This is a genomic window from Cellulosimicrobium sp. NPDC057127 (genome assembly GCF_042670945.1).
Taxonomy (GTDB): domain Bacteria; phylum Actinomycetota; class Actinomycetes; order Actinomycetales; family Cellulomonadaceae; genus Cellulosimicrobium.
In genome coordinates, this window is the sequence record NZ_JBHUUP010000009.1 from 142146 (window position 1) to 166971 (window position 24826).

Below are 24826 nucleotides of genomic sequence, written 5' to 3' on the forward strand. Positions count from 1 at the left end.
ACGACGGAGCCCCGCGCCGAGACCACTTGACCGAACGGTCAACGAGGCTTACCGTCGACGCATGCCACGGGACACCCGGGATCGGCTGGTCTCCATCACGCGCGACCTGGTGCACGGATCGACGTATGCCGACGTCAGCGTCGAGGACGTGTGCAGGGCGGCAGGGGTCAACAAGGGAAGCCTCTACCACTTCTTCCCCTCGAAGCACGCCCTCGGGCTCGCCGTCCTCGAGCACAACTGGGCGATGATGCGCAGCCTCCTCGACGAGGCCTTCGACGCGGACGCGCCCCCGCTCGAGCGTCTGGACCACTTCCTGTCGGCGTACGTGGCGATGATGCGCTCCATGCGCGAGCGGCTCGGTGTCGTGCCGGGATGCCCGATCGGGAACCTCGCAGCGGAGCTGTCCGCCCACGACCCGGCGATGAGGGCCCGGGTCGCCGAGGTGCTGGCAGCCTGGACCGACCGCGTCGCGTCCGTCGTCCGGGACGCACAGGCCCGTGGAGAGGTCGACGTCGGGCTGGATCCGACGACCGCAGCACGCGGCGTCGTCGCCTGCGTCCAGGGCTTCGGCGTCCTCGCCAAGGCCGAGGACGACCTGACCGCGCTCGACCCGCTCCGCCCTCTGGTGCGGCAGCTGCTCCCCGCACCCCGCTGACCCCCCCTTCCCCCGGGGCACGCTTCGTGCCCCGGCCACCTTCCGCGCCCCACCACTTGACCCATCGGTCAAGTGGCAACGAGAGGAACGACCATGGGACCCACGACCCGCACCGCACGGCAGGCGTCCGAGTACCGGTTCGACGACCTCCGGACGAGAGAAGTCCTCGCCGACCTGCGCTACCGCTCGACCGACCCCGGACCCGGGGACCGCATCCCCCCGTTCGACCTCCCCACGCTCGACGGCGGCCGGCTCGCGAGCGACGCGCTCGGCGACAAGCCCGTGCTCCTCGTCTTCGGATCGCAGACATGCCCGGTCACGCGCAGCGCACTGCCCCCGCTCAACGCCCTGCACGAGCGCTACGGAGACCGGGTGCGCTTCGTCCTGGTCCAGACCCGCGAGGCACACCCCGGCGAGCTCATCACGCAGCCGGCCACGGCCGCCGAGAAGGCGACCCACGCGGCGTCGATGCGCGACGACCTCCACGTGCGCTACGAGGTCGCCGTCGACGACATCGACGGCACGCTGCACCGTGCCGTCGGCCCGAAGCCCAACTCGGCCTACGTCCTGCGACCCGACGGGACGATCACCGCACGTGTCCACTGGGCCAACGACACCGCCGCGGTGCGCACGAGCCTGGACGACGTGCTCGGCGCGCCCCCTCGTCGTCGCCGGCGAGGGAGGACGCTCGTCCCGCTGCTGGCCGCCGTCGGGCACCTGCCGGCGGTCGTCCGGCGCGCGGGCGCCAAGGCGGGGCGGGACGTCTGGAGGGCCGCACCGCCCCTCGCCCTGCTGGGTCGAGCGTCGGCCCTCTTCGACCGCCTCCCCACCGACCGCCGCGGACCCGTGGCGGCGGTGGCCCTCACCGCCCTCGCGGCCGCGGTGCTCGCGACGACGGTGGTGCTCGGTCGGTTCCTCTGAGGCACGCTCTCCGGTCGGCACCTCCGGCCGGCGTCCGGTGCCTCGCCCTCCGACGTCGTACGCAGCGGTGCGCGACGGCCTCCCTCCAGATATCGACGAACGACGGGAGAGCGCCATGGACGACGACCAGCAGGACTCGAGACGTCGCACGCTGGACGACGAGATGTCGCGCGCCCGCGATCTCGGCCTGCACCTGCACGTCGGCACGGTCCTCGACACGACCCGTGACGCGCTCGACGTCACGGACGACATGGACGACCTGCCCCCTGGCGCGGTCCTGCCCACCGCGAGCGGGACCGTGGACCCCGGACCCGAGCTCTTCTCGGACCCCGCCGTGGTGCGCGAGATCGTGGGACTGCTCCGGGACGACCGCGAACGCTCCGCCGACGACGTGCACGAGCAGATCGCGACGCTCGTCGCGCTCGAGCCCCTTCTCGACCCCGACGAGGTGAGCGAGATCCGCACCCACCTGCTCGAGCGGCACGCCGGAGCGGACCCCTCCGCTCCCGAGAAGAGCAGTGGGGACGAGCCCCGGTGCGGAAGGACGCGATCATGACCGTCATCTCGGTTCTCTGGCAGCACCGCGACTTCCAGGGGTTCACCCGCACGGTGAGCACAGGCTCGGGCCGGTACCGGTGGATGCGCTACGGCTCCCAGGCGAACGACGAGCTCTCCTCGGAGCGCGCATGGGGCATCGGCCACCGCGGGCACACCTTCGCGTTCGAGCACCGCGACTTCGCCGGTCGCTTCGCCGCGCTCAACGTGGACGACGGCGGGTCCTCCTGGTGGTCGTACTACGGAGGGGCGTTCAACGACGTCGCCTCGAGCTCGATCGTGGTCGCGAGAGAGCAGGCCGCCCGGGAGATCGAGCTGGGTCTGCGCGACCTCATCGCTCCTCGGTTCACGAGCCTGTTCGACGCCGAGACGGCCGGGACGCGGCTGTCGCGCCGCGGTGATCCGCGCGTCTACGGAACGTTCTTCCCGACCTGGGACCTCGACCGGGTGTTCGTCACGATCGACCAGGACCTGCGCGTCGACGTGCCGGACTGGTTCGACTACGACGCCAACGTGCGGTACTTCATCGCGTTCTTCGTCGCCGCGGACGGGGTTCTCGGTGCTCGCGCGGTGAGGTCGTCGGTCTGGGTCGAGGGCGGGGTGCTGTCCTCCACGGTCATGGACCGGATCAAGGGACGGCTGCACGGCGCGAAGCCGTTGATCACCCGCGCGCTCGAGGCGCAGCTGAGCCTCTTCGAGCGGCTCCGGTTCGCGGACGTGTATCTCCTGCCGGGTTCACGGCCCGACCTCGGGCTCGCGGGATACTCCGGGAGGAACGAGGACGACGTCACGCTCGTCGCGGTTCGTCGGTAGCGCGCCGCACAGTTGAGGGGCTCGTGGACCGCACCCCGCCACGTCCCCGACGGGCGACTACATCTGCATGTCGGCGAAGCGCTGGTAATGCCCCTGGAATGCCACGGTGATGGTGTCCGTCGGGCCGTTTCGGTGCTTGGCGACGATGAGGTCCGCCTCGCCCGCGCGAGGCGATTCCTTCTCGTAGGCGTCCTCGCGGTGCAGGAGGATGACGACGTCGGCGTCCTGCTCGATCGAGCCCGACTCGCGCAGGTCGCTCATCTGCGGCTTCTTGTCGCCGCGCTGCTCCGGGCCACGGTTCAGCTGCGAGATCGCGATGACCGGAACTTCGAGCTCCTTCGCGAGCAGCTTGAGCGCACGGGAGAACTCGGAGACCTCCTGCTGGCGCGACTCGACGCGCTTCCCGGACGACATGAGCTGGAGGTAGTCGATGACGACGAGCTTGAGGTCGTGCCGCTGCTTCAATCGCCGGCACTTGGCCCGGATCTCCATGAGCGACATGTTCGGGGAGTCGTCGATGAACAGCGGCGCCTCGGCCACCTTGCCCATCGTGCCGGCGAGCTTCTGCCAGTCGCCGTCGTCCATCTTTCCCGATCGCATGCGGGTCAGCGGCACCTTCGCCTCGGCGGCGAGCATACGCATGGTGATCTCGTTGCGGCTCATCTCCAGGGAGAAGATGACGGACGCCATCTGGTGGTGCACCGCCGCGTGCGTCGCAACATTAATTCCTAGAACGCTTTTGCCAATTGCCGGCCTGGCGGCGACAACAATCATCTGTCCCGGGTGCAGACCGTTGGTCAGACGGTCGAAGTCGGAGTACCCCGTCGGCACACCGGTCATGCCCTCGCCGCGGCCCTGGGCGGCCTCGATCTCGTCGAACGTGGGGCCGAGGATCTCCGACAGCGGCAGGTAGTCCTCGGTGGTGCGGCGCTCGGTGACGGCGTAGACCTCGGCCTGGGCGTTGTTCACGATGTCGTCGACGTCGCCGCCGTCGGTCGCGTAGCCGAGCTGGACGATGCGCGTGCCGGCCTCGACGAGGCGGCGTAGCACGGCCCGCTCGCGCACGATGCGCGCGTAGTAGCCGGCGTTGGCCGCGGTGGGGACGCCCGCCATGAGGTCGTGGAGGTACGGGGCGCCGCCGATGCGCTGAAGCTCGCCGCGCCGCGTCAGCTCCGCCACCACGGTGATGGCGTCGGCCGGCTCGCCGCGACCGTAGAGGTCGATGATCGACTCGTAGATGACCTCGTGCGCCGGGCGGTAGAAGTCCGAGCCACGGATCTGCTCGATGACGTCGGCGATCGCGTCCTTCGACAGCAGCATGCCGCCCAGGACGCTCATCTCCGCCGCGACGTCCTGCGGCGGGGTGCGGTCGAACGCCGACGACGGGCCGGACCCTCCGTAGCTGTCCTCGAGCTCCTCGATCGACATGCGCCCCTCGCTCCCCCGGCTCGGCACGACCCCGGCGGGCCGTGCCGGCGGGCCTCACCCGCGTCGTACACGTGTTCTACAGCGGGCCTCCCACAGGACTGTCCCGGTGGTCGCGGCTCCCGGTCCGGCAGACACGACCCCGCGACAGTAGATGCCGGTCGGACGCACGGCAAACAGCCCTGTGCACAGCGTCGTGGACAGTCATCCATGATCCTGTGGACACGCTGCCGCGCGCTGTGCACACCCGGTGGACAACCGTGTGGACAACTGGGGATTTCGGCTGTGTACATCGCCGCCGCACGCCAGTGACCTGCACATTCACTACCCTCGATCATGTGGACGAAAGAAAGTCGGGCGACACGCCGACGACACGCCGGACACCCGCAGGCCGGTCGCCCGTCACCCGCTCTTCACCCGCGGCGGCCCCTGGCACCGCATCGTCCACAGGGCGTCGCCCACGCTCGGCCCTCGACCGCCAGATCCTCGCCCTCGCGGTACCGGCCCTCGGCGCGCTCGTCGCCGAACCGCTGTTCGTGCTCGTCGACTCGGCCGTCGTCGGCCACCTCGGCACGGCCCAGCTCGCGGGGCTGTCCCTCGCCTCGACGCTGCTGGTCACGCTCGTCGGCCTGTGCGTGTTCCTCGCCTACGCGACTACCGCCGCCGTCGCGCGCCGGCTCGGCGCCGGGCACGAGCGCGAGGCGCTCCAGTCGGGCGTGGACGGGCTGTGGCTCGCCCTGGGCCTCGGGGTCGCCCTCGCAGCTGGCCTGTGGATCGGTGCGCCATGGGCCGTGAGCGCGATGGGCGGCACCGGCGACGTCGCCGAGCACGCCGTGGTCTACCTGCGCTGGTCCTCCCTCGGCCTGCCCGGCATGCTCCTCGTGCTGGCCTCCACGGGTGTGCTCCGCGGCCTCCAGGACACCCGGACGCCGCTCTGGGTGGCGGCGGGCGGCGCGTCCGCCAACGCCGTCCTCAACGTCGTGCTCGTCTACGGCGCCGGTCTCGGCATCGCCGGCTCGGGCATCGGTACAGCGATCGCGCAGCTCGCCATGGGCGCCGTCCTCGTCGCGGTCGTCGTCCGCGGCGCCCGACGGCGCGGGGCCGCCCTGCGCCCCGCCGCCGGCGGCATCTGGGCCAACGCCCGGGCGGGCGCCCCGCTCTTCGTGCGTACGCTGTCGCTCCGGCTCGCGATCCTGCTCACCGTCTTCGTCGCCACGGGCCTCGGCGAGGTGACCCTTGCCGGCTACCAGGTCGTGACCTCCGTGTGGGGGCTCGCCGCGTTCGCGCTCGACGCGCTCGCCATCGCCGCCCAGGCCCTCGTCGGCCACGGGCTCGGCGCCGACGACGTCCCGCGGGTGCGAGCCGTCCTCCGTCGCACGCTGCAGTGGGGCGTCGCCGCGGGCGCGGTCATCGGCGTCGTCATGGCGGCCGGCGGCTGGTGGTTCGCCCTGCTGTTCACGACCGACCCTGCCGTGCGCTCCGCCGTCGCGCTCGGCATGGCGGTGTGCGGCGTGCTCATGCCCATGGCGGGGTGGGTGTTCGTCCTCGACGGCGTCCTCATCGGTGCCGGCGACGGGCGCTTCCTCGCCTGGGCCGGCATGGTGACGCTCGTCGTCTACGCGCCGTTCGCGCTCGCCGTCCGGCACTGGGCGCCTGACGGCGCGGCCGGGCTCGCGTGGCTGTGGCTCGCCTTCGCCGGCGTCTTCATGGCCGCGCGCGCCGTGACCACGGGGCTGCGCGCCCGCGGCACCCGATGGATGGTCACGGGCTCGGCCTGAGCCGCGACCTGTCAGCACCCCATGCGCCCCGAGAGACGCAGGGCGCTGACATCTCCGTGGGTGGGCTCGCGTGTCAGCCGCACAGACCGCCTCGGTCGAGCACGACGCTGACAGCTTCGCACCGGGCAGCACGAAGGCCCGGCCCCTCGGGAGGGACCGGGCCTTCGGCGTGCTGGATCAGCAGATCAGGCAGCGACGACCTTCACCGCGACGGTCGCGGAGACCTCGGGGTGCAGGCGGACGGAGACCGTGTAGTCGCCCGTCGACTTGATCGGCTGACCGATCTCGATCTTGCGCTTGTCGACCGAGGGGCCCTCGGACGCGGCGACCGCGGACGCGATGTCCGCCGTCGTCACGGCGCCGAAGAGACGACCGGCGGCGCCGGCCTTCGCCTCGACGACGACAGGCTTCGACTGCAGCGAGTCGCGGATCGCCTTCGCGTCGTCGAGCGACGCGATCTCGCGAGCCTTGCGCGCCTTGCGGATCGCGGAGACCTGCGACTCGGCGCCCTTCGACCACGGCGTGGCGAGCTTGCGCGGGACGAGGTAGTTACGGGCGTACCCGTCCTTCACCTCGACGACGTCGCCGGGCGCACCGAGACCGGTGACCTCGTGGGTCAGGATCAGCTTGGCCATGAGTTCTTCCCCTCCCCGCTCAGCGAGCCGTCGACGTGTACGGCAGCAGGGCCATCTCGCGCGCGTTCTTCACCGCACGGGCGATCTGGCGCTGCTCCTGGACGGAGACGCCGGTCACGCGACGCGCGCGGATCTTGCCGCGGTCGGAGATGAACTTGCGAAGGAGAACGGTGTCCTTGTAGTCGACCGTCTCGATCTTCGCCGTCTTCAGCGGGTTGGACTTCTTCTTGGGCTTGCGCACCACAGGCTTGGCCATGGTGGGTGCTCCTTCTCAGGTGCGGTCCCCGCCCGGGCCGCGGACGCGGCGTCGGTCAGGGACGAGGGATGTTCTGGGTGTGGCGACCGGTCAGAACGGGGGCTCGTCCGAGAACGAACCACCGGACGACGCCGGGCCGGCAGAGGCCCACGGGTCGTCGTTCTGCTGACCGCCGCCGGAAGCGCCGAATCCACCACCGGAGGCGTTGCCGCCCCCTCCGAAGCCGCCACCGCCGCCGCCGAAGCCGCCGCCACCGCCACCCGAGCGCTGGGCCCGGGTGACCTTCGCGGAGGCGTAGCGCAGGGAGGGACCGATCTCGTCCACCTGCAGCTCGACGACGGTGCGCTTCTCCCCCTCGCGGGTCTCGTACGAACGCTGGACGAGGCGGCCCTGCACGATGACGCGCATGCCCTTCGTCAGCGACTCCGCCACGTTCTCCGCGGCCTCGCGCCAGATCGAGCAGCGCATGAACAGGGTCTCCCCGTCCTTCCACTCGTTCGCCTGGCGGTCGAAGGTGCGCGGCGTCGACGCCACCGTGAAGTTGGCCACCGCCGCACCCGCAGGGGTGAAGCGCAGCTCCGGGTCGCCCGTGAGGTTCCCGATCACCGTGATGACGGTGTCACCTGCCATGGCCAGCTCCTTCGTGTGTCGTCGTCGTCCGTGTCGGCGGCGTCGCTCGTCGTCTCGTACGGTGCCCCGCCGCTCGCGCGCCGGCCCATCCCATCACGTGGCGCCCACACGCGCGACGGCGTGGGACGACCCGTGGAGGACGAGCCGCGAGGGGGTGCGGGGGTAGGTCAGCGAGCGTCCGTGCGCAGGATCTTGGTGCGCAGCACGGCCTCGTTCAGGCCGAGCTGACGGTCCAGCTCCTTGGCGGTGTCGGACGTCGACGTGAAGTCGACGACCGCGTAGATGCCCTCGGACTTCTTCTCGATGTCGTACGCCAGGCGGCGACGACCCCAGATGTCCACCTTGTCGACGGAGCCGCCGTCGGTCTTGATGACCGACAGGTACTTGTCGAGCGACGGGCCGACGGTGCGCTCCTCGACCTCAGGGTCGAGGATGATCATCAGTTCGTACTGACGCATGCGGATAACCCACCTCCTCTGGTCTTCACGGTCACGGTCCATCCGTGACAGGAGGGTTCATGCAGTCCTGCTGTCGCGCGGCGATGCCGCGGACAGCAGCTCCCCAGGGTACCCGCAGCGGGTGCGGCCCCGGAAATCGATGGTGCGGACGAGCTCCCTGAACCCGTCCTCGGCCGGTCGAGGACGATCAGCCGCGACCGCCGCCGATGATGCCGCCGACGACGCCGCCCTGCGTGCCGCCGCCGGTACCACCACCACCGGTGCCGCCGCCTCCGCCACCGCCTCCACCGCCGCCCTGGCCGGGCGGGGTCGTGGGCTCGGTCGGTTCAGTCGGCGGGTTCTCCGGGTCCTCGGGCTCCTCGGGCTCCTCGGGCTGGTTCGCCGGGTCGGGTCCCTTGGAGACGACGAGCGCGATCGTCGATCCGGGCGGCACCTGGGCTCCGGCGGACCCGGAGCTGATGACGACGCCGCGCGGAACGGTGTCGGAGAACTCCTCGGTGACGTTGGCCTTGAGACCGAGCGCCTGGAGGGCCGCCCGCGCGTCCTGCTGCGACATGCCGGCCAGGTTGGCCGGCACGGTGACGTTCTCCGGCTCCTCGACCTCGGGCTCCTCGGTCTGCTCCTCCGTGGGCTCCTCGGTCGGCTCCTCGGTCGGCTCCTCCGTCGGCTGCGGCTTGCGTGGCGGCGTGTACTCCGGGAACTCCTCGACGGGCATGTTCGCCATCGCCGCCTGCATGTACGTGGTCCAGCCCTGGACGGGCCAGGTGCCGCCCGTGATCGCGTCCCACTCGCCGAACGGCGTGATCTGCTCCTGCGAGTTGTCCTCACCGACCTGGTACAGACCGACGACGGTGGCGAGCTGCGGGGTGAACCCGGCGAACCACGCGGACCGGTTGTCGTTCGACGTCCCGGTCTTGCCGGCGACGGGGCGGTCCAGCGCCTGGGCCGGCGCACCCGACCCACCCGGCGCCTCGACGACCTGGGTCATGGCGTAGGTGGCACCGGCGATGACGTCCGGCTCGAACTCCTGCGTCCGCTGGTCCGCGCCCGGCGCCTGCCAGACGAGGTTCCCCCGCGCGTCCTTGACCTCCGCGACGATGTGCGGGTCGGCGCGCATCCCCTGCGCGGCGAGCGTCGCGTAGGCGTTGGTGAGCTCGAGCGGGGTGACCGTGTCGGTCCCGAGGACGTTCGCCGGGTTCGTGCGGACCTTGTTCGGGTCGATGCCTGCTCGCGCGGCGACGTCCGCGGTCGTCTCCGGGCCGATCTCCACGTTGAGCTCTGCGTAGACCGTGTTGACCGACTTGGCGGTCGCCTCGACGAGGTCGGTGCTCCCATAGCTGTAGTCGCCGAAGTTCACGACCGGCTTGTCGAAGCCGGGGACCTCGATCCCGCTGTCTCCGTTGAAGCGCTCGTCGAGCGTGTGCCCGGCCTCGAGCGCGCCGATGAGCGTGAACGGCTTGAACGTCGAGCCGCCCTGGGCGGCGCCGCGGGTGGCGTTGTTGTACTGGTTGGCGAGGTAGTCCGCGCCGCCGTACAGCGCGCGGACGGAGCCGTTCGCCGGATCGAGCGACACGAGCGCCTGACGGAGGTTCGGGGCGGCGTCCTCGGGGATCGTCTGCATCGCGGCGACCGCGGCGTCCTGCATCGCCTTGTCGACCGTCGTCGTCACCGTGAGACCCCTGGTCTGCAGCTCGTCCGGGGTGATGCCTGCGTCGCCCTCGAGCTCCTCCTCGACCATGGCGAGCAGATAGCCCGTCGGCCCGGCGTACTTGTTCGACTTCACGTACTCGACCGGCTGCGGCATGCCCGCGGCGATCGCGGCGTCGTGGTCGGCCTGAGCGATGTGGCCGTCCTCGAGCATGAGGTTCAGCGTGCGCTCCCACCGGTGCTGCGCCTGCTCCGGGTTGTTCGCGGGGTCCCAGTTCGTCGGGTTGGGGATGATGCCCGCGATGACGGCGGACTCCGACAGCGTGAGCTCGGCGGCCGGCTTGGCGTAGTACTTCTGCGCCGCCGCCTCGATGCCGTAGGCGCCGCGGCCGAAGTAGATGGTGTTGAGGTAGTTGCCGAGGATCTGCGACTTCTCCTGCTGCTGCGTGATCTTCAGCGCGAGGATGACCTCGCGGGCCTTGCCCGCGTAGTCGGTGACGGTGTCCGTGTAGTAGCGCTCGACGTACTGCTGCGTCAGCGTGGACGCGCCCTGCCGGTCGCCACCGCGGACGTTGTTGTAGAAGGCGCGCGCGATGCCCTTCGGGTCGACGCCCGCGTTGGTCCAGAACGTGCGGTCCTCGGACGCGACGACGGCGTCGCCCACGTACTCGGGCAGGGTCGCGTAGTCGACGATCTCGCGGTTCTCGACGGCGTACGTGCCCATCTGCGTGGCCCCGTCGCCCCAGTAGACGGTCGACGTCTGCGCGTCGACGCTCGGGAGCTCGTCCGGCACCTCCGTGGTGAACCACGCGGCGGCGCCGACACCCGCGACGAGCGCGATGCCGGTGAGCATCGTGCCCACGACGACGCGCCACGACGGGAGCCACCGGCGGAAGCCCGTGACACGCGAGCGCGGGTAGTCGAAGAAACGACGGCGACCGCGCGGTCGCGCGGTCGTCCGACCCTTCGTGCTCGTGGATCGCGCCACGGTCTGCCTTCCTCTGGGGGACGTTCGGGAGCGACGCCGGGGCGCCTCTCGGGACCTATGCAGGCGGTGCCTGTCAGCCGCACACCGGTGCCACGGCCACGAACCTCCTGGGCGAGGGACGTCGTCGGGCACGGGGCGGCACGCACGCGCAGCACGGGCCACCCTGAACAATAGGACGTCGCCTTCGCCGAGCGGTGGCTCGGAGCCCTGCGGACGTCATCGTGCGCCATTGATTCGCCCTGGCGCCCCGGGCCCTCCCCGGCCTCTTCACAAGTCGGGGCCCGGCCGTGACGGTGGTCACGGGCCTCGTGAAGCGTTGCGCGACACATCGGGACGACCTAACCTATCGATGTATCGACTCGATACATCGACTTTCCCCCCGGCCGTCGGGCGGGCGAGGACGACGGCGCGACGGGCGGAGGTGAGGGTCGTGCGCAGCAAGACACCGGTGCTCCAGACCGCGATCCTCGGTCTGCTCAACGAGTCGCCGCTGCACGGCTACGAGCTGCGCAAGCGCCTCAACCTCATGCTCGGCTCGTTCCGCGCGCTCTCGTACGGGTCGCTGTACCCGGCACTCAAGTCGCTCGTCGCGCGCGGCCTCATCACGGGCACCGAGCAGTCGTCCTCGCCGACGGCGCTGGCACCGGCCCTGTCGGGCAAGCGAGCGCGCATCGTGTACGAGCTGACGGCCGACGGCAAGGAACACCTCCAGAGCGTCCTGGCCTCGTCGGGGCCGGCCGCCTGGGAGGACGAGAGCTTCGACGTCCGGTTCGCGTTCTTCGCGCAGACCGACGCCGAGACCCGCATCCGCATCCTCGAGGGCCGGCGCACCCGGCTCACGGAGAGGCTGGAGGCGGTCAGGGAGTCCGCGGCCCGCACCCGCGAGCGGCTCGACGAGTACACGCTCGAGCTGCAGCGCCACGGACTCGAGCAGGTCGAGCGCGAGGTGCGCTGGCTCGACGGTCTCATCACCACCGAGCGCGACCGCTCCTTCGGGTCACCCCGAGGCAGCGGGCGCGTACGACCCAGCAGCACCCCGCACCCTGCGGAACCACCCCGTCAGGAGCCCGACGGCGCTCGTCGTCCCGAGGATCCTGGAACTTCGATCACCAAGGAGCGAGGATGACCTCCATCCGCGTCGCCATCGTCGGCGTAGGGAACTGCGCATCGTCCCTCGTCCAGGGCGTGCACTACTACCGTGACGCCGACCCGGCGGGCACCGTCCCCGGCCTCATGCACGTGCAGTTCGGCGACTACCACGTGTCGAGCCTGGAGTTCGTGGCGGCGTTCGACGTCGACGCGAAGAAGGTCGGCTTCGACCTCTCCGAGGCGATCAACGCCTCCGAGAACAACACGATCAAGATCGCGGACGTGCCGCCGACCGGCGTGACCGTCCAGCGCGGCCCGACGCTCGACGGCATCGGCAAGTACTACGCGCAGACGATCGAGGAGTCGGACGCGGAGCCGGTCGACGTCGTCGCGGCGCTGCGCGAGGCGCAGGTCGACGTGCTCGTGTGCTACCTGCCGGTGGGTTCCGAGGCGGCGGCGAAGTTCTACGCGCAGGCCGCGATCGACGCGGGCGTCGCGTTCGTCAACGCGCTCCCGGTGTTCATCGCGTCCGACCCGGAGTGGGCCGCGAAGTTCGAGCAGGCCGGCGTGCCGATCGTCGGCGACGACATCAAGTCGCAGGTCGGCGCCACGATCACGCACCGCGTGCTCGCGAAGCTGTTCGAGGACCGCGGCGTCATCCTGGACCGCACGTACCAGCTGAACGTCGGCGGCAACATGGACTTCAAGAACATGCTCGAGCGCGAGCGCCTGGAGTCGAAGAAGATCTCGAAGACGCAGGCCGTCACGTCGAACCTCGAGGGCCCGCTCGCCGGCAAGACCGAGGACCGCAACGTCCACATCGGCCCGTCGGACTACGTCGCGTGGCTCGACGACCGCAAGTGGGCGTACGTGCGCCTCGAGGGCCGCGCGTTCGGCGAGGTCCCGCTGAACCTGGAGTACAAGCTCGAGGTGTGGGACTCCCCCAACTCCGCGGGCATCATCATCGACGCCGTCCGCGCCGCGAAGATCGCGAAGGACCGCGGCGTCGGCGGACCGATCCTCTCGGCGTCGACGTACTTCATGAAGTCCCCGCCGGTCCAGATGGAGGACACGAAGGGCCGCGCGCAGCTCGAGGCCTTCATCCGCGGTGAGGTCGAGCGCTGATCCGAAGCGCAGCGGAGGGTGAGGGCCGAGGAACGAGGCACTCCCCCGCAGCGGAGCGCAGGATCGGCGCGACCACGATCGTCGAGCGCTGATCCGAAGCGCAGCGGAGGGTGAGGGCCGAGGAACGAGGTTCTCGCCCGCAGCGGAGCGCAGGATCGGCGCGACCATGAGCGTCGAGCGCTGATCCGAAGCGCTGACCACCCCGCGAGATAGAGGGAGATCGTCGAGATAGAGGGAAAGCGCCCTCGATCTCGGCGATCTCCCTCTATCTGGGCTGGGACGACACGAACGTAGGGTGAACGCGTGGGTGTGATCTCCGAGCTCCGGGCGCTGCTGCGCCTCGAGGGCTTCCGCCGTCTGTTCGCCGTGCGGCTCGTGTCGCAGGCGGGCGACGGGATGTTCCAGGTGGGTCTGGCGTCTCTGCTGTTCTTCTCCCCCGAGTCGCAGGGGACGGCGGGGGCGATCGCGGGGGCGTTCGCGGTCATGCTGGCGCCGTTCACCGTCGTGGGACCGTTCGCGGGGGTTTTCCTCGACCGGTGGCAGCGCCGGCAGGTGCTCGTGTGGGGCAACGCCGTGCGGGTCGTGATCACCGGCGCGATGGCGGCGCTCATGCTCTCGGGCGGGGTCGACGTCGGGATCTACGTGCTGGGACTGGCGGCCCTGTCGGTGAACCGCTTCCTGCTGGCGGGGCTGTCCGCGGGGCTGCCGCGCGTCGTCGACGGGCCGCTGCTGCTCACGGCGAACTCGCTCACGCCGACGCTCGGCGCGGGTGCGGCGTTCGTCGGGGGCGGTGTCGGGGTGGTGCTGGGGCTCGCGATCGACGAGGGCCCGGTGAAGGACTCGTCGGCGCTGGTGTGCGCGGCGGTCGTGTTCGCGGTCGCGTCGCTCCTGGCGCTGCGGCTGGGCCGCACGCAGCTCGGGCCGGAGCGTCCCGCGGAGTCGGCGATCACGAGCGAGATCGCGCGCGTGGCCCGCGGGCTGGCGGACGGCGCGCGCTACCTGGTCGCCCGGCGGACGCCGGGGCAGGCGCTGCTCGCGATGGCGACGCACCGGTTCCTGTACGGCGTGGTGTTCATCGCGTCGATCCTCATCTCGCGCAACGTGCTCGACCCGGGGAGCCAGGCCGGGGGCTTCGCGACGTTCGCGACGGTGGTCGGGCTCACCGGCGTGGGCGGTGCGGGTGCCGTCCTCCTCACGCCGACGCTGTCGCGGTACACCGGACCGCAGGTGTGGATCGCGATCATGCTGCTCCTCGCCGCGGCCAGCCAGATGCTGCTGCTCACGACGCCGTCCCGCGCCGTCGTCTACACGGGCGCCGCGCTGCTGGGTCTGGCGGCGCAGGGCACGAAGATCGCGGTGGACACGATCGTCCAGCGCGACACGGAGGACGGGTACCGCGGCCGCGCCTTCGCGTTCTACGACGTGCTGTACAACGCGGCGTTCGTCGGTGCGGCCGCGCTCGCGGCGTTCACGCTCCCGGACACCGGCTGGTCGCGACCTGTGTTCGCCGCGCTCGCCGTGGCGTACGTGGCCGCGGCCGCACTGCTGTGGTCGCGCGGTGCGCGGACGCCGGCCGAGGCCGTCACCCTGCGCACCGACGTCGAGCCTGACCCGTCCGAGGCCGACGACGCGGAACCCGCGGCGAGCGAGCGCGGTCCCCGACCCTGACGACCCGCGCACCGGTTCGGACGGGCGTGCCGCGCGCGGCGGCGGGAGCGGGAGCGTGCGGCGGTCCGCTCAGCGCGCGCAGCGGAAGCCGATGTGCGTCGTCGCGGAGTCCGGCGTCTGCGGCGAGCGGGCTGCCGGGCGGTACCGCAGGCAGTACTCGGGGGCGCACAGGTGCGAGCCGCCCTTGAGCACCAGACGCTCGGGCGGCGCCTCGGTACCGGCGCGCTCCCGCGCGTCGGACGGGCCGCACCCGCACGAGCACGCGTGCGCGGGCTCGTCCGCGACGGCGAGGGGCCGGCGGTGCCGGTCGGTCCAGGGCTCGGTCGTCCACTCCCAGACGTTGCCCGCCATGTCGAGCAGGCCGAAGCCGTTGGGCGGGAACGACCCGACGGGCGCGGTGCCGACCCAGCGGCCGGAGCCCGCGCCGGTGTTGAGGTACGGGAACCGGCCCTGCCACGTGTTGGCGCGCGTGCCGTCCTGCGCCTCGCCGCCCCACGTGTAGGTCGCGCCGTCCATACCGCCGCGCGCGGCGATCTCCCACTCGGCCTCCGTCGGCAGCCGCAGCCCTGCCCACGCCGCGTAGGCGGCGGCGTCCTCGAACGAGACCTGCACGACCGGGTGGTCGTCGAGGCCGTCGAGCGACGACTCGGGACCGGCGGGGTGCCGCCACGACGCTCCGGGCTGCCATCGCCACCACTGCCGCCAGTCGCGCAGATCGACGGGTCCCTCGGTCGGCGTGAAGACGAGGGACCCGGGGACGAGCAGCGCCGGGTCGGCTCCGGGGAACTCGTCCGGGTCCGGCGTCCGCTCCGCCGTCGTGACGTAGCCCGTGGCGTCGACGAACCGGGCGAACTCGCGGTTGGTGACCTGGGTGCGGCCGATCTCGAAGGGCGCGACGGTCACCTCCACCACCGGGCCCTCCTCGAGGTAGAAGTGCTCCGACCCCATGCGGAACGTGCCGCCGTCGACGCGGACGAGGTCGGCCGTCAGCGAGCCGGTGCCCGTGTCGCTCATCGCCTCGTCCTCCCTCACCGTCGTCGCCTGAGGCCCCGCCCGTGACCGCAGCTCCCGCGACCGCACCTCCCGCGAAGAACACCGCGGCGGCCAGCCCGACCACCGCACCGGGCACGGTCAGCGCGGCGAGGGCCGCGCCGTCGACGGGGAGCTCGCGCGTCGCGGTCAACCGGTCGTGGGACGCACGATAGCGCCGCGCCACCACGACGGACGCCGCGAGCGCCGTCCGCAGCCACGCAGGTTCGTCAGCCACGCAGGTTCGTCAACCACGCGGGTTCGTCGAAGACGTCGTGCAGGTCCACGACGTCGCGCTCGAGGTCGTACGGCTCCCGCTCCCCTCGGGAACGTGGCCGGGCAGGTGTCGGCGAGGCCCGTCTGCACCGCGTGGTGCCCGACGCCGGCTGAGCCGTTGTCGTTCGGCGTCAGGACGAGCTGCTTCTGCTCGACAGGCTGACGAGGTCCACGCCCGCGTCGCCGTCGCACCGGCTCGCCGGCTGGTCGGCCAGGTCCGGGGTCAGGGCCGGAGCCGGGGGCGGAAATCTGCCGTCAAGAACCCGGCAGGAGGCGCTGTCAGCAGGGTTCCGACCGCGCGTCCTCGACCGATGAGCCAGCCGCCGAAAAGGAGTCGTCACACCACACGGGAATAACGCAGGATGGTGGATCGTCGTACGGGGTACGGATCGTCGTGGCGACGTCCGACGGTCGCCTCCTTCCGTCCACTCCCACGACGTCGTCGTCGCGTGCGCCTGCACGCGACCTCTCGCGCTGCCCGGCAGTGCGACCCGTCCTTCGCCGGCCCTGCCCGAGACCGGCGCGCCCACCCCTGCGAGCGGAGACCCCCGTGACAGCTTCCGAGACCAGACCCGGTTCCACGCCCTCCTCCGCCGCGACGACCCCCGCGAGCGCGTCGACCGTCGCGGCGGTGGCCGACAAGCTGCCGCGCCAGGACTTCCTCGTCATCGCGCTGCTGCTCGTGTCGGCGTTCGTCGTCATCCTCAACGAGACGACGATGAGCGTGGCGCTCGCGCCGCTCATGGCGGACCTCGGGATCACGGCGAGCACCGGTCAGTGGCTCACGACGGCGTTCATGCTGACGATGGCCGTCGTCATCCCGGCGAGCGGGTTCCTGCTCCAGCGGCTCGGCACGCGCGGCGCCTACCTGCTCGCGATGTCGCTGTTCAGCACGGGCACGCTGCTCGCCGCGCTGTCCCCGGGCTTCGCGTGGCTCCTGGTGGGGCGCGTCGTGCAGGCGTCGGGCACCGCGATCATGATGCCGCTGCTCATGACGACGATCATGACGCTCGTCCCGCCGTCGATCCGCGGCAAGATCATGGGCAACGTCTCGATCGTCATGGCGGCGGCGCCGGCGCTCGGCCCGTCCCTGTCCGGCCTCATCCTCGACGTGCTGAGCTGGCGCTGGGTGTTCGGCACGGTGCTGCCGATCGGCCTGGTCGCGCTCACGCTCGGCTTCCTGTACGTCCGGGACGTCGCCGACCGTACGCACTCGCGCCTGGACCCGTTCTCGCTCCTGCTCGCCGCGCTCGCGTTCGGCGGCCTGGTCTTCGGCCTGTCCAGCATGGGCGAGGCGGCCCGGCACGCGCCCGTCGTGCCCGTCTGGGTGCCGATCGCGTTCGGGGTGGCGGCGTTGGGCGCCTTCGTGTGGCGCCAGATCGCGCTGCAGCGCGAGGACCGCGCGCTGCTCGACCTCCGCGTCTTCACGGCGGGCACGTTCAGCGTGGCCCTCGGGATCATGGCGGTCGGCATGGTCGCGATGTTCGGGTCCCTGATCCTGCTGCCGCTGTTCCTCCAGGACGCGATGGACCTCGAGCCGCTCGCGACGGGTCTGATCGTGCTGCCGGGCGGCCTCCTCATGGGTCTCCTCGGCCCGACGGTCGGCCGGCTCTTCGACCGTGTCGGGCCGCGCCCGCTCGTCATCCCGGGCACGAGCGTCGTGGCCCTCGCCCTGGCCGCCTTCACGACGGTCCACGCGGACTCGTCCCCGTGGTTCGTCCTCGGGCTGCACGTGACGCTGAGCCTCGGGCTCGCGTTCATGTTCACGCCGCTGTTCACCACGGCGCTGTCGTCCCTCACGCCGCGGCTGTACTCCCACGGGTCCGCGGCCATCGGCACCGTGCAGCAGCTCGCCGGCGCGGCGGGGACCGCGATGTTCGTCGCCGTCATGACGACCCGCTCCCTCGCCTACGCCGAGGAGGGCGCGTCCGCTCCGGTCGCGCTCGCCGAGGGCGTCGGCGACGCGTTCGTCTGGGGCACCGCGGTCATGCTCGTGGCCGTCGGCCTGTCGTTCCTGCTGCGCCGCCCGGCGGCGACGCCGCACGGCGCCCCGCCGGTCAGGGCCGCGGACGAGCCCGTCGAGGACGCACCGGCGCCGCTCGCCCACTGAGACGGGCGGGAGGTCCGGCCCCGAACCCCGGGTCGCGCGGCACAGACAGCTCCGTCTGCCGCGCAACCCGGGGTTCGGCGTCCGCTCGAGGCGACGGGGGCGACGGGGGCGACGCTGCCGCACGGGGCCGGAGGGGCGGCCGTGCCGGGTCGTGGCGGGTCTGGCGGGAGCGACCGAGGAACGAGGTCGCGGATGGTAGACCCGGCGCGGCCGCCCCGGAGGCCCCGTCAGACCGAGCTCAGGACGACGCGGCCGACTCCGGCTGCTCGGCCCACCACCGCAGCAGGTCGGCGCGGGCCGTCTCCTCGTCGACCGGGCCGCGGTCGAGCCGCAGCTCGAGCAGGTGCTTGTACGCCCGCCCGACGACCGGCCCGGGCGCGATGCCGAGGACGGCCATGATCTGCTGGCCGTCGAGGTCGGGCCGCACGGCGTCGAGCTCCTCCTGGGCCTGCAGGTCGGCGATCCGTCGCTCGAGGTGGTCGTACGCGTCGCGCAGGCGCTGCGCCTTGCGCTTGTTGCGCGTCGTGGAGTCGGCGCGCGTGAGCCGGTGCAGCCGCTCGAGCAGCGGGCCGGCGTCGGTGACGTAGCGCCGGACGGCCGAGTCGGTCCAGGCGCCGTCGCCGTACCCGTGGAAGCGCAGGTGCAGCTCGACGAGGCGGGCGACGTCCTTGACGACCTGCTTGTCGTAGCGCAGCGCCTTGAGCCGCTTGGTGACCATCTTGGCGCCGACCACCTCGTGGTGGTGGAAGCTCACGCCCCCGCCGGGCTCGAACCGGCGGGTGGGCGGCTTGCCGACGTCGTGCAGGAGCGCGGCGAGGCGCAGCACGAGGTCGGGCGCGGGCACCGGCCCGTCGGGACCGGTCTCCTGCGCGATCGCCTGGTCGAGCACCGTGAGGGAGTGCTCGTAGACGTCCTTGTGGCGGTGGTGCTCGTCGATCTCGAGCTTGAGCGCGGGCAGCTCGGGCAGCACGTGGTCGGCCAGCCCCGTGTCGACGAGCACCTCGAGGCCGCGCCGCGGCTCGGCGGCGCACAGCAGCTTCGACAGCTCGTCGCGCACACGCTCCGCGGACACGATGTCGACGCGCTCCGTCATGAGCACCAGGGCGGCGAGCGTGCCGCCGTCGACGTCGAACCCCAGCTGTGCCGCGAACCGCGCCGCGCGCATCATGCGCAGCGGGTCGTCGTCGAACGAGCGCTCCGGGGCGATCGGGGTCCGCAGGACGCGGCGCGCCAGGTCGCCCAGGCCGTCGAACGGGTCGACGAACGTCATCTCCGGCACCCGGACCGCCATCGCGTTCACGGTGAAGTCGCGGCGCGACAGGTCCCCCTCGAGGGTGTCGCCGAACGCGACGACGGGCTTGCGCGAGGCGGGGTCGTACTCGTCGGTGCGGTACGTCGTCACCTCGACGACGAGCTCGTCCCCGCTGCCCGACCGCCCGAACCGCTTGGCGCCGATCGTGCCGAACTCCTTGCCGATGTCCCAGTGCGCGTCGCCCCAGCGCGCGAGGATGGCCTGCGTCTCGTCGGGGGACGCGGACGTCGCGAAGTCGAGGTCGTCGCTCGCCCGCCCGAGGAAGGCGTCGCGCACGGGCCCGCCGACGAGCGCGAGCTCGTGGCCCGCCGCGCGGAAGGCCTCGCCGAGCTCGATCGCGGCGGGGGCCATCTCGGCGAGCACGGCGAGGGCTCGGCGCTGCAGCTCGAGCGCCGCCGGTGTCGGCTGGGGGGTCGGGGGTGTGGGCACGACACCCAAGCCTGCCAGATGGCGCGTCAGGGTCGGACGAGTCCTGCTCGGTAGAGTTGGGGGATGTCCAGCCCCGCGCACGCCGACGAGCCCCGGAGCGACCCCGGGCCCTGTCGGACGAGCGGCCGGGACGCCGCGGAGGTGGCTCGTGCGCGCGGGCGGCGCGTCCCCGTGCCCGCGCCGCCCGGGGGCCACGCGCTGCACATCGACCCGCGCAGCCGTCCCGGGGGCGCGGCCCCGCTCCCCGTGGTCGAGGAGGTCTCGGCGGGAGGACTCGTCGTCGACACGGGTGCGGACGGCCCGCACGCCGCGATCATCGCGCGGCGCAACCGGGGCGGGCGGCTCGAGTGGTGCCTGCCGAAGGGGCACCTCGAGGGCTCCGAGACGCCCGAGGAGGCCGCGATCCGGGAGATCGCCGAGGAGACCGGCATCCACGGCGTCGTGCAGGAGCCGCTCGGCGTCATCGACTACTGGTTCACCGGTGACGACCGGCGGGTGCACAAGGTGGTCCACCACTTCCTGCTCCGCGCGACGGGCGGCCACCTCACCGTCGAGGGCGACCCCGACGGTGAGGCGGAGGACGTCGCGTGGATCCGTGTGGCCGACCTCGCCGAGCGATTGGCGTACCCGAACGAGCGGCGCATCGCGCTCGTCGCGAGCAGCGTCCTGGAGGGTCGCCGGGCACGGTTCCGGAGCACGATCACGAGTAGGGTGACTCGCACGATCGTCCGCTCGCCCGGCCGGCCGCACGACGGTGGCGGGCAGGCACCGCCCGCCCCACGGAGCCCGACCGACCGCTCATGACGTCCACCGCCTCCCGCGGCGTGCGCGCACGCCGCGTCGCCCCGGGCCTGCTCCTCGTCCTCGCCGTGCTGGCGACCGTGCTGACGACCGCGCTGACGACCGCGCTGACGACCGTGCTCGCCCCCGCCGCGACCACCGCCGTGGCCGCGGGCGTCGCGCCCGCCGCCACGGACGAGGTCACGCCCGGCGAGGTCACGGTCGAGCTCGACGCGGTCACCCCCGGCGTGCTCGCCCCGGGAGGGACGCTCACCGTCACGGCCACCGTGGCCAACGGCACGGACGAGACCCTGGCGTCGCCCGACGTGGAGCTGGGGTTCGACCGCTCGGCCACGGCGACGCGGTCCGCGCTCGAGAGCTGGGCCACCGCGGAGACCCTGCGCGGGATCGGCACGCGCGTCGGCCTGGAGCGACCCGGCCCGCTCCCGCCAGGTGCCACGACGCAGGTCACCTTCACCGTCCCCGCGGCGGACCTCGGGCTGACCGCGCGCAGCGACTGGGGACCGCGCGGCATCGCGGTCCGGGTGTCCGACGGCGGTGATCGCCTCGCCGCCGTGCGCTCGTTCGTCGTGTGGGCCCCGCCGGGCGACGTCCCGCCGGTGCGGCTGAGCACGGTCGCGGCCGTGACCGGCCCGCCGGTCGACCCGGACCCCGTCGCCTACGACGAGGCGCTCGCCGTCGCCACCGGTCCCGACGGCCGTCTGGGCGAGCTGCTCGACGCGACCGCCGGGGCGAGCGACGTCGGCTGGGTCGTGGACCCGGCGCTCGTCGCGGCGGCGCAGGCGTCGTCGGACCCCGCGGTCACGGCGTGGGCGGAGCGCCTGCTCGAGGCGTCGCAGGGGCGCACGACGTTCGCGCTGCGCGCCTACGACCCGGACGTCGCGGCCTACGCGCACGCGGGCCTGCCGCTGCCCGACGGCACACCGCTGCCCGGGACGGACCCGCAGCCGGCGGCGCCCACGGCGCCCACGGCGCCCACCGCGCCCGGCGCGCCCGGCGCGCCCGGCGCCGCGTCGTGGCGCACCGACCTCGCCTGGCCGGCCGACCCCGTCCCGGACCTCACGACGACGGCCCTCGCCGCGTCGTCGGGCGCCACGACCGTCGTGGTGGGGAGTGACGCGCTCGCGCCCGACAGGTCGCTGACCTACACGCCCACCGGCACCGCGCGCGTGTCCACGCCCGCGGGCGACGTGACGGCGCTCGTGCCGGACCCGGTGCTGACCCGGGTCGTCGCGGCGGGTGGCGCGGCCGACCCGGTCGCGACGCAGCGGCTGCTCGCCGAGACGGCGGTCGTCGCGCGCGAGCGGCCGGCCGAGGCACGGCACGTCCTCGTCGCCCTCCCCCGGGGCTGGGACCCCGACGCGGAGGCGTTCCAGGCGCGCCTGGCCGCGCTCGAGGCCGCGCCGTGGGTCGACGTCGCGCCGGTCGGCGAGCTGCTCGCCGCGCCGGTGCCCGGGGACGCGCGCACCCCGCTGCCCGACGACGCACCCGCCGAGGGCGAGATCCCGCCGAGCCAGCTGCACGCGCTCGACCGCACCCGCGCCGAGGTCGCCGCGTACGCGACGCTCGTCCCCGACCCCGCGGCGCTCACGCGTCCGCTCGAGCCGGACTTCGTCACGCCGGCGGCGGTCGCCTACCGCGCGGCGCCCGAGGCGCGCGACGCCGCCGTCCAGCACGCCGCGCAGGCGGCGCAGAACGTCATGGACGGCGTCTCGATCCAGCGAGGATCGCCCATCCTGCTGCTCGCGGAGGAGCAGAGCCTGCCCGTGCGCGTGGCGAACGAGCTGCCGCAGGACGTCGAGGTGCAGGTCGTGCTCCGGCCCGACGACCCGCGGCTCAAGGCGCCGCAGCGCCCGACGACCACGGTCCCGGCCGGCTCGGAGGTGACCGTCCCGGTGGCCGTGGAGGCGTTCGGCAGCGGCAACGTCACGGTCGACGTCGAGGTGGTCAGCGCCGCCGACCCGTCGGTGCGCGTCGCCGAGCCCGCGGAGTTCGTCGTGCGGGTGCGCGCCGAGTGGGAGTCCGTCGGCACGACCGTGGTCGGGGCGCTCCTCGCGATCGCGATGGTCGCGGGCATCTGGCGCACGGTGCGCCGCGGCCGCTCCCCCCGCCGGCTGCCCGGGGCGGCCGTGGACCAGCCGGCCGCACCGCCGGCCGGCCGGCCCGCCGACGCACCGCCGGAGGGCAGGACCGCCGCGCCGACCGACGTCGAGGAACGGGCGCCCGCGGACGCCGAGGAGCGCCGCACGTGACGCGCGAGGCCCCGCGCCACGTGCGGCCACGGGGCGACCGGCGCGGTGAGCGGCCCGGCTCCAGCCGCGTCGCGGACGCCCCGGTGCCGTCGGCGCTCCCCGGGGACCCCGCGGCGGCGGGCACGGCCGACGCGGCGGCGGAGTCCGGTGCGGCCGAGGCGCCCGCCGGAGGGCGGTCCGGCGGACTAGGACGGTCGTCGGCGCTGATGGCGTCCGGCACGCTCGTCTCGCGCGCGCTCGGGCTCGTGCGCAACGTCCTGCTCGTCGCCGCGATCGGCACGACCGGCCTGGTCGCCGACGCGTTCGACGTCGCCAACAAGATCCCGAACGTGCTCTTCGCCATCCTCGCGGGCGGCGTGCTCAACGCGGTCCTCGTCCCGCAGATCGTGCGCGCGTACCGGGCGCACGACACGCAGAACCGTCTCGACAAGCTCCTCACGCTGTCGGGGACGGTGCTCCTCGCCGTCTCGGCGCTGCTCACGGCCGGCTCGAGCATCCTCGTGGGTCTCTACACGGGCGACGGGTGGACCTCGCCGCAGATGGCCCTCGCCGTGTCGTTCGCCCTCTGGTGCACGCCCCAGCTGTTCTTCTACGGCCTGTACACGCTGCTCGGGCAGGTGCTCAACGCCCGCGGGCAGTTCGGGCCGTTCATGTGGGCGCCCGTGCTCAACAACGTCGTGTCGATCGTCGGCTTCGGCGTGTTCATCGCCGTCTACGGGCCCGCGGCCACCGGCTCCGTGGACGACCTCACGCAGTGGGACGGCCCGAAGATCGCGGTCCTCGCCGGCACCGCGACCCTCGGCGTCGCGGCGCAGGCGCTCGTCCTGGTCGTGCCCCTGTGGCGTGCCGGGTTCCGGTGGCACGTGCGGTTCGGGCTGCGCGGGATCGGGCTGCGCTCCGCCGGCCAGGTGGCGCTGTGGACGTTCGCCGCCGTCGTGCTCGAGCAGGTGGGGGTGCTGTTCACGACGCGGTTCGCCAGCGAGGCGCCGCGCGCCGCCCTCGCGGAGCGCTTCGGCGACTACGCGGGTGACCCGGGCGCGCAGGGCGTCGTCGCGGGCCTCACCGCGGGCGTGCCGGACGTGTTCGCCGACCAGCTCACCGTCGCGGGCAACGCCGCGTACACGCAGGCGCTCATGATCTACCTGCTCCCGCACTCGCTCGTCACCGTCTCCATCGCGACCGCGCTGTTCACGGGCATGAGCGCGGCCGCGCACGCCGGTGACGTCGAGCGGGTGCGCCGCGACCTGTCGCGCGGCGTGCGCACCGTGGGCGTGTTCACGGTCTTCGCGACCGCGGTGTTCGCCGTCCTGGCGCTGCCGATCACCAAGCTGCTCGTGCCGTCGGTCGGGGCGGCGTCGGGCGCGGCCGTGTCGCAGGTGCTCGTGGCGATGGCGTTCGGGCTCGTGCCGCTCGGCGGCATGGTGCTCATGAAGTGGGTCTACTACGCGTTCGAGGACGGCCGCACCGTGTTCTGGATCCAGGTCCCCGGCACGATCGTGCTCGTCGGCGTGTCGTGGCTCGCCACGCGCACGCTCGACCCGCAGTGGTGGGTCGTGGGCGTCGGCGCCGCGATGAGCGTGTCCAACGTCGTGGCGGTCGCCCTGCGCACCGTCGGGCTGCGCCGCACCCTCAGAGGGCTCGACGGGCACCGCATCCTGCGGATGCACGTGAAGACGACGCTCGCCGCCCTCGCCAGCGCGGGCGCGGGCTGGGGCGTCCTGCAGCTCTACGTCCGCCTCGCGGGCCAGATCTACGGGCTGTCGTGGTGGGAGGCCGCTCTCGTCGTGACCGTGGTCGGTGCCGTCATGACCGGCGTGTACGCCGGCGGCCTGCGCGTCCTGCGGGTCCGTGAGCTCGACGAGCTCGTCGGCCCGCTGTTCGCCCGGGTACGGCGTCTGGCGCGCCGGTAGGAACCGGGCAATCCGGGCCCGCGTACCATGTGGTGATGCCGACCACGAGTCCCCCGAAGGAGGT

19 protein-coding genes and 1 pseudogene are annotated in these 24826 nt (G+C 72.9%); 12 read left to right on the forward strand and 8 right to left on the reverse strand.

The window, feature by feature from the left end:
* Window positions 1–61: 61 nt before the first annotated feature.
* The 4 genes from ACFTZA_RS10950 to ACFTZA_RS10965 all read left to right on the forward strand — a co-directional run bounded on the left by ACFTZA_RS10950 (window position 62) and on the right by ACFTZA_RS10965 (window position 2944).
* Window positions 62–655 (forward strand): TetR/AcrR family transcriptional regulator, encoded by a 594-nt coding sequence (locus ACFTZA_RS10950; protein ID WP_378194145.1) that lies wholly within the window; start codon window positions 62–64, stop codon window positions 653–655.
* A gap of 93 nt (window positions 656–748) precedes the next feature.
* Window positions 749–1576: a TlpA family protein disulfide reductase gene (locus ACFTZA_RS10955; RefSeq protein ID WP_378194148.1), complete on the forward strand. Its 828-nt coding sequence runs from the start codon at window positions 749–751 to the stop codon at window positions 1574–1576.
* 115 nt (window positions 1577–1691) lie between these two features.
* Window positions 1692–2132: a hypothetical protein gene (locus ACFTZA_RS10960; RefSeq protein WP_378194151.1), complete on the forward strand. Its 441-nt coding sequence runs from the start codon at window positions 1692–1694 to the stop codon at window positions 2130–2132.
* Entirely contained in the window at window positions 2129–2944 is an 816-nt protein-coding gene (locus ACFTZA_RS10965) for a hypothetical protein (RefSeq protein WP_378194154.1), read from the forward strand. The genes ACFTZA_RS10960 and ACFTZA_RS10965 overlap by 4 nt, the downstream gene beginning before the upstream one ends.
* 57 nt (window positions 2945–3001) lie before the next feature.
* Here ACFTZA_RS10965 and dnaB read toward each other — a convergent pair whose 3' ends face one another.
* A complete protein-coding gene (gene dnaB / locus ACFTZA_RS10970) occupies window positions 3002–4372 on the reverse strand; it encodes a replicative DNA helicase (protein ID WP_378194157.1) in 1371 nt (456 codons plus the stop codon).
* A 479-nt stretch (window positions 4373–4851) separates the two neighbouring features.
* Here dnaB and ACFTZA_RS10975 point away from each other — a divergent pair, with 479 nt between their 5' ends.
* Window positions 4852–6147, forward strand: coding sequence for an MATE family efflux transporter (locus tag ACFTZA_RS10975; protein ID WP_378194260.1), 1296 nt, complete (start codon window positions 4852–4854; stop codon window positions 6145–6147).
* A gap of 185 nt (window positions 6148–6332) precedes the next feature.
* Here the strand turns inward: ACFTZA_RS10975 and rplI are convergent, their stop codons facing one another.
* The 5 genes from rplI to ACFTZA_RS11000 all read right to left on the reverse strand — a co-directional run bounded on the left by rplI (window position 6333) and on the right by ACFTZA_RS11000 (window position 10761).
* Window positions 6333–6782 (reverse strand): 50S ribosomal protein L9, encoded by a 450-nt coding sequence (gene rplI, locus ACFTZA_RS10980; protein ID WP_378194160.1) that lies wholly within the window; start codon window positions 6780–6782, stop codon window positions 6333–6335.
* A 19-nt stretch (window positions 6783–6801) separates the two neighbouring features.
* A complete protein-coding gene (rpsR, locus tag ACFTZA_RS10985; RefSeq protein ID WP_069386010.1) occupies window positions 6802–7038 on the reverse strand; it encodes a 30S ribosomal protein S18 in 237 nt (78 codons plus the stop codon).
* A gap of 90 nt (window positions 7039–7128) precedes the next feature.
* Entirely contained in the window at window positions 7129–7668 is a 540-nt protein-coding gene (locus ACFTZA_RS10990) for a single-stranded DNA-binding protein (RefSeq protein WP_378194164.1), read from the reverse strand.
* 167 nt (window positions 7669–7835) lie between these two features.
* Entirely contained in the window at window positions 7836–8126 is a 291-nt protein-coding gene (rpsF, locus tag ACFTZA_RS10995; RefSeq protein ID WP_378194167.1) for a 30S ribosomal protein S6, read from the reverse strand.
* 187 nt (window positions 8127–8313) lie between these two features.
* Window positions 8314–10761 carry a transglycosylase domain-containing protein gene (locus ACFTZA_RS11000; protein WP_378194170.1) on the reverse strand — a complete coding sequence of 816 codons (2448 nt, stop codon included), beginning with the start codon at window positions 10759–10761 and terminating at the stop codon, window positions 8314–8316.
* 430 nt (window positions 10762–11191) lie between these two features.
* Between ACFTZA_RS11000 and ACFTZA_RS11005 the strand changes: the two genes are divergently transcribed.
* The 3 genes from ACFTZA_RS11005 to ACFTZA_RS11015 all read left to right on the forward strand — a co-directional run bounded on the left by ACFTZA_RS11005 (window position 11192) and on the right by ACFTZA_RS11015 (window position 14643).
* Window positions 11192–11887, forward strand: a complete 696-nt coding sequence (locus tag ACFTZA_RS11005; RefSeq protein ID WP_378194173.1) for a helix-turn-helix transcriptional regulator — start codon at window positions 11192–11194, stop codon at window positions 11885–11887.
* Entirely contained in the window at window positions 11884–12975 is a 1092-nt protein-coding gene (locus tag ACFTZA_RS11010) for an inositol-3-phosphate synthase (RefSeq protein ID WP_378194176.1), read from the forward strand. The genes ACFTZA_RS11005 and ACFTZA_RS11010 overlap by 4 nt, the downstream gene beginning before the upstream one ends.
* 303 nt (window positions 12976–13278) lie before the next feature.
* A complete protein-coding gene (locus tag ACFTZA_RS11015) occupies window positions 13279–14643 on the forward strand; it encodes an MFS transporter (RefSeq protein ID WP_378194179.1) in 1365 nt (454 codons plus the stop codon).
* Between the two features lie 69 nt (window positions 14644–14712).
* Here ACFTZA_RS11015 and ACFTZA_RS11020 read toward each other — a convergent pair whose 3' ends face one another.
* Window positions 14713–15657 (reverse strand): formylglycine-generating enzyme family protein, encoded by a 945-nt coding sequence (locus ACFTZA_RS11020; RefSeq protein WP_378194183.1) that lies wholly within the window; start codon window positions 15655–15657, stop codon window positions 14713–14715.
* A gap of 922 nt (window positions 15658–16579) precedes the next feature.
* Between ACFTZA_RS11020 and ACFTZA_RS11025 the strand changes: the two genes are divergently transcribed.
* Window positions 16580–18058, forward strand: coding sequence for an MDR family MFS transporter (locus ACFTZA_RS11025; protein ID WP_378194186.1), 1479 nt, complete (start codon window positions 16580–16582; stop codon window positions 18056–18058).
* Between the two features lie 238 nt (window positions 18059–18296).
* Here the strand turns inward: ACFTZA_RS11025 and ACFTZA_RS11030 are convergent, their stop codons facing one another.
* Window positions 18297–19799 carry a CCA tRNA nucleotidyltransferase gene (locus tag ACFTZA_RS11030; RefSeq protein ID WP_378194189.1) on the reverse strand — a complete coding sequence of 501 codons (1503 nt, stop codon included), beginning with the start codon at window positions 19797–19799 and terminating at the stop codon, window positions 18297–18299.
* A 204-nt stretch (window positions 19800–20003) separates the two neighbouring features.
* On the opposite strand from ACFTZA_RS11030, the pseudogene ACFTZA_RS11035 reads away from it, so the two are divergent.
* From ACFTZA_RS11035 to murJ, 3 genes and pseudogenes are all read left to right on the forward strand, one after another.
* Window positions 20004–20474: pseudogene (locus tag ACFTZA_RS11035) on the forward strand (NUDIX hydrolase); the annotation flags it as partial.
* Between the two features lie 125 nt (window positions 20475–20599).
* The gene (locus tag ACFTZA_RS11040) at window positions 20600–22852 is read left to right on the forward strand and encodes a DUF6049 family protein (protein WP_378194192.1); all 2253 of its coding nucleotides are present in this window, start codon (window positions 20600–20602) and stop codon (window positions 22850–22852) included.
* Window positions 22849–24762 (forward strand): murein biosynthesis integral membrane protein MurJ, encoded by a 1914-nt coding sequence (murJ, locus tag ACFTZA_RS11045; protein ID WP_378194195.1) that lies wholly within the window; start codon window positions 22849–22851, stop codon window positions 24760–24762. The genes ACFTZA_RS11040 and murJ overlap by 4 nt, the downstream gene beginning before the upstream one ends.
* Window positions 24763–24826: the final 64 nt, after the last annotated feature.

Coding starts and splice junctions, on each gene's coding strand:
- ACFTZA_RS10950 (WP_378194145.1), top strand. CDS start 62: ATGCCACGGGACACCCGGGATCGGCTGGTCTCCATCACGCGCGACCTG.
- ACFTZA_RS10955 (WP_378194148.1), top strand. CDS start 749: ATGGGACCCACGACCCGCACCGCACGGCAGGCGTCCGAGTACCGGTTC.
- ACFTZA_RS10960 (WP_378194151.1), top strand. CDS start 1,692: ATGGACGACGACCAGCAGGACTCGAGACGTCGCACGCTGGACGACGAG.
- ACFTZA_RS10965 (WP_378194154.1), top strand. CDS start 2,129: ATGACCGTCATCTCGGTTCTCTGGCAGCACCGCGACTTCCAGGGGTTC.
- dnaB (WP_378194157.1), bottom strand. CDS start 4,372: ATGTCGATCGAGGAGCTCGAGGACAGCTACGGAGGGTCCGGCCCGTCG.
- rplI (WP_378194160.1), bottom strand. CDS start 6,782: ATGGCCAAGCTGATCCTGACCCACGAGGTCACCGGTCTCGGTGCGCCC.
- rpsR (WP_069386010.1), bottom strand. CDS start 7,038: ATGGCCAAGCCTGTGGTGCGCAAGCCCAAGAAGAAGTCCAACCCGCTG.
- ACFTZA_RS10990 (WP_378194164.1), bottom strand. CDS start 7,668: ATGGCAGGTGACACCGTCATCACGGTGATCGGGAACCTCACGGGCGAC.
- rpsF (WP_378194167.1), bottom strand. CDS start 8,126: ATGCGTCAGTACGAACTGATGATCATCCTCGACCCTGAGGTCGAGGAG.
- ACFTZA_RS11010 (WP_378194176.1), top strand. CDS start 11,884: ATGACCTCCATCCGCGTCGCCATCGTCGGCGTAGGGAACTGCGCATCG.
- ACFTZA_RS11020 (WP_378194183.1), bottom strand. CDS start 15,657: ATGAGCGACACGGGCACCGGCTCGCTGACGGCCGACCTCGTCCGCGTC.
- ACFTZA_RS11040 (WP_378194192.1), top strand. CDS start 20,600: ATGACGTCCACCGCCTCCCGCGGCGTGCGCGCACGCCGCGTCGCCCCG.